Here is a 9,920-nt window from a genome sequence, read left to right on the forward strand (position 1 = left end):
CATTTGTTTGAGCTCTTTTTTAAAAATTAGCAAAAATAAAGTGCGTAAAACCCAACCTATAAAAAACGTCTAAATAAATTTTGTACCTTTAAAAAAACTCCAAAATTCATGATTCATTATTTTAGAAAGATTAGAACCAAACTACTTAAAGAAAGTAGTTTTAGCAAGTATTTAATTTATGCTATTGGAGAGGTTTTTTTAGTAATGATTGGTATAATGTTGGCATTGTATTTTGATAATTTAAATACTCAAAATGAAAATAGCAAGAAAGAAAAATGGTATTTAAACAATATTGTTGAAGACATTGAATTTCAAAAAGTCATATTAAAAGACATGAAAAGACATTGCCTAGAATCTATAGATATTGGTAAGTCTATAATTAAAGATTTTGATAAGCATAAAAGTTTTGTACAAATTGACAGTTTAAATGATAAATTAAACTTCTTAATAGAAACATATAACTTCCCTAACACTAACAACACCTATTCAGAACTTGTTTCTTCTGGTCAACTTAATCTTATTACCAATAAGATACTTAGTGTAGATATAATAAACTATTATCTTTCCTCTCAAGGAAATTATGATGATGTTAGAAATAATATAGATAATATTTTTTATCCTGAGATATATCCAATTATTAAAAAACTTTGTCAAATAACAATGTATGATGAAGATATAGGGAAAGGTGAAGAGTATTTATTGGGAGAATATATAAATTTAACTAGTCTTATTGAAAATAGATTAAAATCATCAGAAACAAAATTAGACTTGTTAAATGCTATTAAAATTAGAATTCAAATTTCGAGTGTTCATTTATATATGGTAAACGACACCTTGGAAATTGCTGAAGAACTAATAAAATCTATATATGAAGACTTAGGTTATACCAATAAAAAGGCAACTACAGTTTAATTACTCTTAATTAAGATTAACTCTTCTTGAGGTTCAATTAAATATCTTGCACCGCTTTTTGTAACAACTGCCATTTCTTCTACAGAAATAGTTTTCAATGTACCATCTTTACTTTTCCATGAATGAAAACCATCAAAAGCAAAAGTCATACCTTCTTTTAATTCTTTTTGAGAGGCTGGACGTACATGCGTTGCTTGTGAACCTCCTAAATTAGGGCCTACATCGTGAGCTACATATCCCACAGGATGACCTGTACTCCACATTACATATTCAGATTTATTTTTCTGCATTAATACTCTTTGTGCTTTATCTACATCTATACCTTTTACACCAGGTTTCATTGATTGTAAAGCAATTCTATTTCCAGATTTTCCACTCTCCCAATAAAACTGAATATCTTTTGGTGCTTTGGTTTCTCCTTCTTTTAAAACATAAGCAAAACGCTGAATATCACTTACCCATCTATTATAAACTTTAATTCCAAAATCAATTTGAATAACATCTCCAGGCATAATAACTTTATTAGTTGCATGTGAATGTCCTCTGTCTGGACCAGAATTTACGTTTGGATTTTGATCTGTTGCCCAACCATCTTTAACTCCATATTCAGCAATTTTCTGCTTTAAAAACTTTGCAATATCAGCATCTGTAGATTTACCTGGTATTACTTTTTTATATGCTTCTATTTGCCAATCAGCTGTTAATTGTGCAGCTTTTCTTAAAATTTCAACTTCTTCTGGTAATTTTATAGACAACCAATTATATACTAATTCTGTTGCAGAAACAAGTTTTTTCTTATCTTCTCCCATTAAATTCTCAATAGCTAATCTTTGTGTAAATGATAATCCATCAGCCGTAGAGTTTGAATCTGAAGAATTTACAGCAATCTTTTCAAATTTTTTTTCTTTAATAAAATCTACCGCTTTTAAAATAGAAGACACTCCCCTTTTTACTGGTATTACTTTATCATGAATATCCAATTCATCTAAAGCAGTTGCTTCTCCTGAGGGTGAAAAAACAATAGAATGAAATCCTTTTTCATCATTAAAAAATAAAAATGCAGCTGTACCACCAGCATTTTCCCCTCCTATATGATCTGCTAATGGGTCGTTATTATTTTCTCTACAAATCACCACCCAACAATCTACATTTGCTTCTTTTAAAGCATTTGGTAAAAGTGTCTGAATTCTTTTCTTTCTTATTTCTGGCCAAGGATTTTTGCCCCAATAAGTAATTGGATTAATTTCTTCTTCAGCTATCTTTTCTTGATGACAGCCTAAAAACAATAGAAGTAAATAAAAAACAACTAGTATTTTTTTCATTTGTATTAAATATTATATAAATATAACTAAAAAAACATCAGTATTAGATTGGAAAAAATAGTGTTGATTTATTTAGGAATCCAAACATTTCTCCCATTTTTCTTATTATATATATATATAAAACTGCCCTCATTTTTATTTAAATTATAATAAATGCAACCTATTGGAACTTCTATATCGCATTCAATATTGGGATCACCATACCCTTCTATTGCTCTAGGTTCATTAAAGGTTCCGTTTAAAATTACGATATTTGGTTTTTTATCTTTATAATATAACTCTCTTTCTAAATCAACAGAGAAATACATTAGTTTTTCAACTTTTTCAATTAAAAAAAACAAATAATCACCAATTAAATTTAAATTAGAAATCATCATTTTATTTATTTTAGGTTCAAGATTAGAGTTGTTAGACAATATTCTGAAACAATATTGCAATTTATTTTTATCGTATTCTTTGTTACTATAAAACTTAGAATTTGAAATATTAACAACATCAATTTTTGGAATTCCAGATAGATTGATATCACTAGTTATTGAGTCTACAAAATTTATCTGATTTAAGTCTAACATATCTAAATTAGAATTATTAATACTTAAAATTTTAACAGGAGAAATACCCCCAAAAGATGAGTAATTATCTAGTCTTATTTTTTTCATATCTCTACCTATAACAAAAGAACAAGCAGATTTAACTAAACTTCTTTTTAAGGAGATATTTATGTTTTTAAACTCTAAAACATTTGGCATATTGGTATTTATATGGATATATCCTAAACTAAAATTATCACCTTTAAAATTATTAAACTTCCATTTTTTTATGGTTGCATTAGATTTCCCTATATAAACTAAATAATTTTCATTGGAATAACCTTTATTGAATATTGACATACCATTAATTTCTAAATTATTAATAATTGCATTATTAATAATTTTTTTCCCATTATAATTATAGTTGGATGGTACACTTATACCTGCTGTAGAAATATTTGTTCCAATAATATTCTTACAATAAATAGATACATTTGCATTCTTACTTACATTAATTAATGTAGATAAATCTCTGCCTTCACAATTTGTAATGTAATTTTCACCTCCTCTGAAGCCAAACAATGGGGTTTGGTTCTTTCTAAGTCCAATCCATCTCTCTTTATTTGGTGGAAGAAAACCAATATTAGAATTGACTAAAGATTTATAAACCCAGCCTTCATATATAACTACATCATTTTTATTATAAGATTTTTTAGAACTAAATTTTGGAACAGGTATTGGAATAGAGTCATTGGTAATAGTACCTATTCCAATACAATTTAGCCAATATACACGTCCAACTGAATAATGAGTGTCAAAAATATGATGATCTAGCACTCCAGATCCAGTAACAGAAACTTTACAATCCCAAGAAACACCTCCTTCATCACCTGTACCACCAAATGCAACAGAATGCCTACTTCCCATAGCAATACCAGATATTATGCAATTCATAGAACTCCCTTCAATTGCTATTCCATAACCTTGACTTTTACTATATGTATTGTAAGAATTTATATTAATACTTACACCATAACAATGAAAAATTTCAACGAAAATCTCATTATTATTTTTACCTACAACATTATTTAATTTAAAATCTACACCATAATCAATTCTCATTCCTTTACCTAAAATACTATCATTTTCAAAGTATAATTTTTCACTACATATAATTGAAACTGGGTTTATTTTAGCTATTCTTGCACTATCGGTAAGTAAATAAGTATCGTTTAATGTTGTATTTAAATATATTATTTGACCTTCAATTTTTTTAACACTATGCATTTCTCCTTGCTTAATATCTTCATTACCTAACTCACAAAATTTCTTTTCTGAAACAATTTTTAGAATATCTCCTTTAGAAAATTTATTTGCCATTTTTGAAAGAATATATGATTCCCCTTTATTTACATCGCTTTCAATATTTGTCATTTTTTTTGATGATTCAAAAAAATTAGAAGACCCTGAAACTTGCAATAAGAACTCTTTATTAATATTTCCTTTTAAAGATAAATTCCCTATAATTGTTAAATTGTCTACATCCTTAACTATAATTTTTTTTGTAATGTAAAAATTTCCGCCTCTGAGGGTTTTCTGTGGTGTAAGTTTTAATAACTCTATCGATTTTAATAAAGGTAAAGTATCATCTGATTTACCGTCTGATTTTGCGCCAAACCATAAAGGAGAAACAATATCTACATTCCATTTTCCAGTAAAATTAAAATTTGATATATCATTAAAAATATTTAAAGAAGTGTTATTTATTGAAGTATTTTTTCCTTCTAGTGATATAATATATTTCTGTTTTAAGTTGTTAGTTTTTTTTGCACAGAATTTACCTCCTTCGAATTGTAATATGATATTTTCAGGAAATTTTATTACTTTTTTAAGAGAGTTAAACACATTGTATTCCTCCCTTAAAATCCATATAGAGTTTTTATAATGTTTAGGAATATTAAAAAAATCAAAATCTTTTGGAATTTCGTAAATCATATAAATTATTTAATTTCAAAATATACAAAAAAAGCCGATGCATATAGCATCGGCTTTTCAGATATTATAAATATCAGCTTAATAGTGAAAAGAATTATTTCTTTTTTGACCCAGCTTCCATTTTCTTTTTTAAATCTGCAAGACCACCAATATCTCCTAAGGTAGTTTTTTCTGCTTCTGCTGCTTTTTTAACGGCTGCTTTTACATTTCTTTTTTCTTGCTCTCTAAAGATAGATGTATGAGAAACAACTACTCTTCTGTATTCTTTAGAAAATTCTAAAACAACAAATTCTGCTGTATCTCCTTTACCTAATTTAGAACCATCTTCTTTATCTAAGAAACGAGTTGGTGCAAAACCTTCTACATCTCCAGCTAAAGTTACAGTTGCTCCTTTATCATTCTTATCTTTAATAGTTCCTTCGTGCTTAGAACCGATTGCAAACGTAGCTTCATGCTCATCCCAAGGGTTTTCTTGAGTTTGCTTGTGACCTAAGTTTAACTTTCTGTTCTCTACATCTAATTCTAAAACTTGAACTTCTAATTGTTGACCAACAGTGACAAAATCTGATGGATGCTTCACTTTCTTAGTCCAAGATAAATCAGAGATGTATACTAAACCATCAATACCTTCTTCTAACTCAACAAATACTCCAAAGTTTGTGTAATTTCTTACAGTACCTGTATGCGTTGAACCAACAGGGTATTTCGTTGTAATATCTGTCCAAGGATCTGGGTGTAATTGTTTGATACCTAAAGACATTTTACGATCTTCTCTATCTAAAGTTAAGATTTGAGCTTCAACTTTATCTCCAACTTTTACGAAATCTTGTGCAGAACGTAAATGTGTTGACCAAGACATTTCAGAAACGTGAATTAATCCTTCTACTCCTTGTTCAACTTCTACAAATGCTCCATAATCTGCCAAAACAACAACTTCTCCAGTTACTTTATCACCAATTTTTAAATCAGCACTTAAAGCTTCCCATGGGTGAGCAGATAATTGTTTTAATCCTAATTGGATTCTAGATTTGTTATCATCAAAATCTAAAATTACTACATTTAATTTTTGATCTAATTCAACAACCTCATTCGGATGATTGATTCTTGACCAAGATAAATCTGTAATATGTACTAAACCATCAACACCTCCTAAATCAACAAATACACCGTAAGAAGTAATGTTTTTAACAACACCTTCTAATACTTGTCCTTTCTCTAACTGGCCAATGATTTCTTTTTTCTGTAATTCAATATCTGCTTCGATAAGCGCTTTGTGTGATACAACAACGTTTTTAAATTCGTGGTTGATTTTTACAACCTTGAATTCCATTGTTTTCTCAACATATTGATCGTAATCTCTAATTGGTTTTACATCAATTTGAGAACCTGGTAAAAATGCTTCTATTCCGAAAACATCCACAATCATACCACCTCTTGTTCTACATTTAACAAAACCGTTAACTACTTCACCTGTTTCATGAGCGTTATTTACACGTTCCCAAGCTTTAATTACTCTTGCTTTTTTGTGAGATAATACTAATTGACCAGAAGAATCTTCTCTTTTATCTACTAATACTTCTACTTTATCACCAACAGCTAAAGCTTGATTGTAACGAAATTCATTTAAAGAAATAACTCCTTCAGATTTAGAGTTAATGTCAATAATTGCATCTCTGTCTGTAATTCTAATTACAGTACCTTCAATAACATCACGTTCATTAACAAAACCAACAGTTCCTTCTAAAGCTTTTTCAAACTCTTTTAATTTAGATTCATCAACTTCATCAATTCCTTCTTCGTATTTGTGCCAATTAAAATCTGCTAAAAATTGTTCAGGATTTACAGTTTCTTCTACAGCAGGAGCTGCAGTTTCTTGTACTTCAGTAGCAATTACTTGCTCTTCAGTGTTTTTAGTTTCTTCAGACATATGTCTAAAATAATTTGTATCTTATTGTTTTCCAGATTTTTAACAATAAAAACAGTAAGAGATGTTTTTTAATTTTGTTTTCTAAATATCCTTTTTCAAATCTGTTATCGTAAAAAGGAGTGCAAATTTACAAAAATCATTTGATTTTTAATTACTTAGATTAAAATAAATCACTTTTATTCTGATTATATTTGTAATTGAAAATCAAATTTTTATGAAAACTACTATAAAAACAATCTGTATATTATTGCTATTTATAAATTTTGGATGCAAAAAAGAAATAAAAACAACAATAAAATATTATAAATCTCACGAAAAAAGCAGAGCAAATGTTCCTTTTTCTGATGCAGTTCAAGTAAACAATTTGTATTTTTTAACTGGTCAAATTGGTAGGAATCACAAAACAGGTAAACTTGTTGACGGTGGAATTAAAGCAGAAACCAAACAAGCAATTCTAAATATTCAAGAGGTATTAAAACAGCATAATTTAACCTTAAAAAATGTAGTAAAATGTACAGTAATCCTTTCTGATATAAATGATTTTTCTAATATGAACTCAATTTATCACACTTTTTTTAACGATAATTTACCTGCAAGAACTACATTTGCAGCCAATTTAGTTGCAGGTGCAAAAATTGAAATTGAAGTAGTTGCCGCAAAGAAATAAAATGGATAAAAAAACACAAGATTTAGTCGATAAAGGAATTATGCTTCCGTTAATGGAAGAATTTTACACCATACAAGGTGAAGGATGTCACACTGGTACAGCAGCTTATTTTATTCGAGTTGGCGGTTGCGATGTAGGTTGTCATTGGTGCGATGTAAAAGAAAGTTGGAATGCAGATTTGCACCCACCAACCTTAGCTGATACCATTGTAAGTAACGTAAAAAAACATGCCAATACTGTTGTTATTACAGGTGGAGAACCGTTAATGTGGTCCATGGATTATATTACTAATTTACTTAAAGAAAATCATATAAAAACCCATATAGAAACCTCCGGTGCCTATTCATTTTCTGGAAAATGGGATTGGTTTTGCCTTTCACCTAAGAAAACAAAACTACCATTACAAGAAAATTATAGAGAAGCTGACGAATTAAAAATGATTATCCATAACAAATCAGATTTCGATTTTGCAGAACAACAAGCCGATAAAGTTGGTAAAAAATGTCAATTATTTTTGCAACCAGAATGGTCTAAAAAAGAAAAAATGACCGAAGAAATCGTAAATTATGTGATGAAAAATCCTAAATGGAAAATATCTCTTCAAACGCATAAGTATTTAAATATTCCTTAATTTTTTTAAAGTGATTTCCTGCTTTCCGCACTCGCTTTAATCAGGGTTAAGACTACTTAATAATTTTTAGCTAATCCTCTAATTTACTGTCAACTAAAGAACAAATTCGATCAAACTGTTCTTTAATTCCCATATCAGAATTATCAAATTCAATAGCATCTTTAGCTTTAATTAAAGGAGAATCTTCTCTTGTAGAATCAATCCTGTCTCGTTCTTGAACATTAAAAAGAATTTCATCAAAATTTACTTTATCGCCCCTATCAATTAATTCTTTATAACGTCTTGTGGCTCTTTTATCTGCAGAAGCAGTCATGAATAATTTTAAATCTGCATCAGGAAAAACAACAGTTCCAATATCTCTTCCATCCATTACAATTCCTCCTTCTTTTCCCATTTGTTGTTGTTCAGCAACTAATTTTTTTCGAACTTCAGATATTGCTGCTACTTTACTTACAAGTTGAGATACTTCAAGTGTTCTGATTTCTTTTTCAACATTATTTCCATTAAGATACATCTCTGCAAAACCTAATTTTTGATTAAATTGAAACGAAAGCCTAACCAATTGTAACTTAGATATCAATTCATCTTTATTCAAGAAGTTTTTACCTACAAAATTATTTTGCTTTGAAAAAAGAGTTACCGCTCTATACATAGCACCAGTATCAACATAAATATAATTATATTTTTTTGCTAATAACTTAGCAATAGTACTTTTACCTGTTGATGAAAAACCATCTATTGCAATTGTAATTTTTTTACTCATCTATCTTGTTCTATCTAAATCTATTAGCAAACTAAATGTACTTGCATTTGCTGCAGAATGAAATTTAGAATATGCATAGTTCAATTTAAATTTATTCATTTTTAATCCAAAACCAAAAGAAATACCACTAAAAGTTCTAGCATTTTGCAATTTCAATTCTGCCGCTCTTCTAAAGTTATATCCTAACCTTATATTAATTGCACTTTTAGGAAATAATTCAGCACCAATTACAAAGTGTCGTAAGGTATTTCCAATAAATCCAATTTTTTCTTGAGTAGTATTTCCTTCTAAATCTGTAGTTTGATCAGATGGATTTGGTACAGATAAGTTCCACTGCTGCAAATTATCTAAAGTTACATACCATTTTAAAGGTACATGTTCCAACTGAAATGAGCCTCCTAAAGCTAATCTAAATGGTAATCTTTCTTGTTTTCCATTAAAAGTCTGTACTTGAGTTCCTATATTTCTTGCAACCAAAGTAACTGTAAAAGGCTGATAAGGATTATTATATAATAATGCTAAATCTGTAGAAATTCCAGTTGAAGAAAAATTTGCGATATTAGAATTAATAATTCTAATATTAGAACCTAAATATAAATTGGTCCAAGGTAGATTTACTGCATATCCGATAGATAAAGCAATATCATTTGCATTAAAATTTCCAGTTTCATTTCCTTGCTCATCAGCACCAATTAAAGTACCATAATCTAAATATTTTATACTACTATGAATAGTCCCAAATCTTCTTGAAATAGTTTTAGCATATGATAAAGAACCAATATTAATTCCAGCCAAATAACTAGTATAATTTAAAGAGAGTTTATTATCTAAATCCTTATTAATAACTGAAGGATTCCATATTGGTTGATTAACATCATCCAAAAGCGTCAAAACATCACCTCCTAAAGCTATCTGTCTTGCAGAAGTAGACAAATTCAAAAATTGATATATTTCTTCTCCACCAACTTGAGCTTTAACAGAACAAATTGATAAAAAAAAGATCAATAATAATACTTTGTTTTTATTCATTTAACAATAAAAAAACGACTATAAATCAATAACGAAAATACATCAATATATTACATAAAATCTAACAATTTTTCATAAAAAAGCCTCATATCTTAAAGATATGAGGCTTGTAAGTCTTGACTATATCAAGATAAAGAAAGGCAG

General features: G+C 28.5%; 8 protein-coding genes. 3 read left to right on the forward strand and 5 right to left on the reverse strand.

Features of this window, described 5'->3' with window-relative positions; genetic code table 11:
* Window positions 1-108: 108 nt before the first annotated feature.
* The gene (locus DIS07_RS11150) at window positions 109-912 is read left to right on the forward strand and encodes a DUF6090 family protein (RefSeq protein WP_109405328.1); all 804 of its coding nucleotides are present in this window, start codon (window positions 109-111) and stop codon (window positions 910-912) included.
* Here DIS07_RS11150 and DIS07_RS11155 read toward each other — a convergent pair.
* From DIS07_RS11155 to rpsA, 3 genes are all read right to left on the reverse strand, one after another.
* Entirely contained in the window at window positions 909-2,234 is a 1,326-nt protein-coding gene (locus tag DIS07_RS11155) for a M24 family metallopeptidase (RefSeq protein ID WP_109405329.1), read from the reverse strand. The genes DIS07_RS11150 and DIS07_RS11155 overlap by 4 nt on opposite strands.
* A 68-nt stretch (window positions 2,235-2,302) precedes the next feature.
* Window positions 2,303-4,759 (reverse strand): hypothetical protein, encoded by a 2,457-nt coding sequence (locus DIS07_RS11160; protein WP_109405330.1) that lies wholly within the window; start codon window positions 4,757-4,759, stop codon window positions 2,303-2,305.
* A 94-nt stretch (window positions 4,760-4,853) separates the two neighbouring features.
* On the reverse strand, window positions 4,854-6,686 hold the full coding sequence (gene rpsA / locus DIS07_RS11165) for a 30S ribosomal protein S1 (protein ID WP_109405331.1): 1,833 nt from the start codon (window positions 6,684-6,686) through the stop codon (window positions 4,854-4,856).
* A 214-nt stretch (window positions 6,687-6,900) separates the two neighbouring features.
* Between rpsA and DIS07_RS11170 the strand changes: the two genes are divergently transcribed.
* The gene (locus tag DIS07_RS11170; protein WP_109405332.1) at window positions 6,901-7,353 is read left to right on the forward strand and encodes a RidA family protein; all 453 of its coding nucleotides are present in this window, start codon (window positions 6,901-6,903) and stop codon (window positions 7,351-7,353) included.
* 1 nt (window position 7,354) lies between these two features.
* A complete protein-coding gene (locus DIS07_RS11175; protein WP_109405333.1) occupies window positions 7,355-7,984 on the forward strand; it encodes a 7-carboxy-7-deazaguanine synthase QueE in 630 nt (209 codons plus the stop codon).
* Between the two features lie 70 nt (window positions 7,985-8,054).
* On the opposite strand, the gene cmk is transcribed toward DIS07_RS11175, so the two are convergent.
* On the reverse strand, window positions 8,055-8,747 hold the full coding sequence (cmk, locus tag DIS07_RS11180) for a (d)CMP kinase (RefSeq protein ID WP_109405334.1): 693 nt from the start codon (window positions 8,745-8,747) through the stop codon (window positions 8,055-8,057).
* Entirely contained in the window at window positions 8,748-9,752 is a 1,005-nt protein-coding gene (gene porQ / locus DIS07_RS11185) for a type IX secretion system protein PorQ (RefSeq protein ID WP_235869133.1), read from the reverse strand.
* Window positions 9,753-9,920: the final 168 nt, after the last annotated feature.

Origin of the sequence: Polaribacter aquimarinus, from assembly GCF_003129485.1 — a bacterium.
GTDB classification, from domain to species: domain Bacteria; phylum Bacteroidota; class Bacteroidia; order Flavobacteriales; family Flavobacteriaceae; genus Polaribacter; species Polaribacter aquimarinus.

What these genes read in the sequence shown, in the direction of transcription:
- DIS07_RS11150 (WP_109405328.1), top strand. Translation starts at nt 109, where the DNA reads ATGATTCATTATTTTAGAAAGATTAGAACCAAACTACTTAAAGAAAGT.
- DIS07_RS11155 (WP_109405329.1), bottom strand. Translation starts at nt 2,234, where the DNA reads ATGAAAAAAATACTAGTTGTTTTTTATTTACTTCTATTGTTTTTAGGC.
- DIS07_RS11160 (WP_109405330.1), bottom strand. Translation starts at nt 4,759, where the DNA reads ATGATTTACGAAATTCCAAAAGATTTTGATTTTTTTAATATTCCTAAA.
- rpsA (WP_109405331.1), bottom strand. Translation starts at nt 6,686, where the DNA reads ATGTCTGAAGAAACTAAAAACACTGAAGAGCAAGTAATTGCTACTGAA.
- DIS07_RS11170 (WP_109405332.1), top strand. Translation starts at nt 6,901, where the DNA reads ATGAAAACTACTATAAAAACAATCTGTATATTATTGCTATTTATAAAT.
- DIS07_RS11175 (WP_109405333.1), top strand. Translation starts at nt 7,355, where the DNA reads ATGGATAAAAAAACACAAGATTTAGTCGATAAAGGAATTATGCTTCCG.
- cmk (WP_109405334.1), bottom strand. Translation starts at nt 8,747, where the DNA reads ATGAGTAAAAAAATTACAATTGCAATAGATGGTTTTTCATCAACAGGT.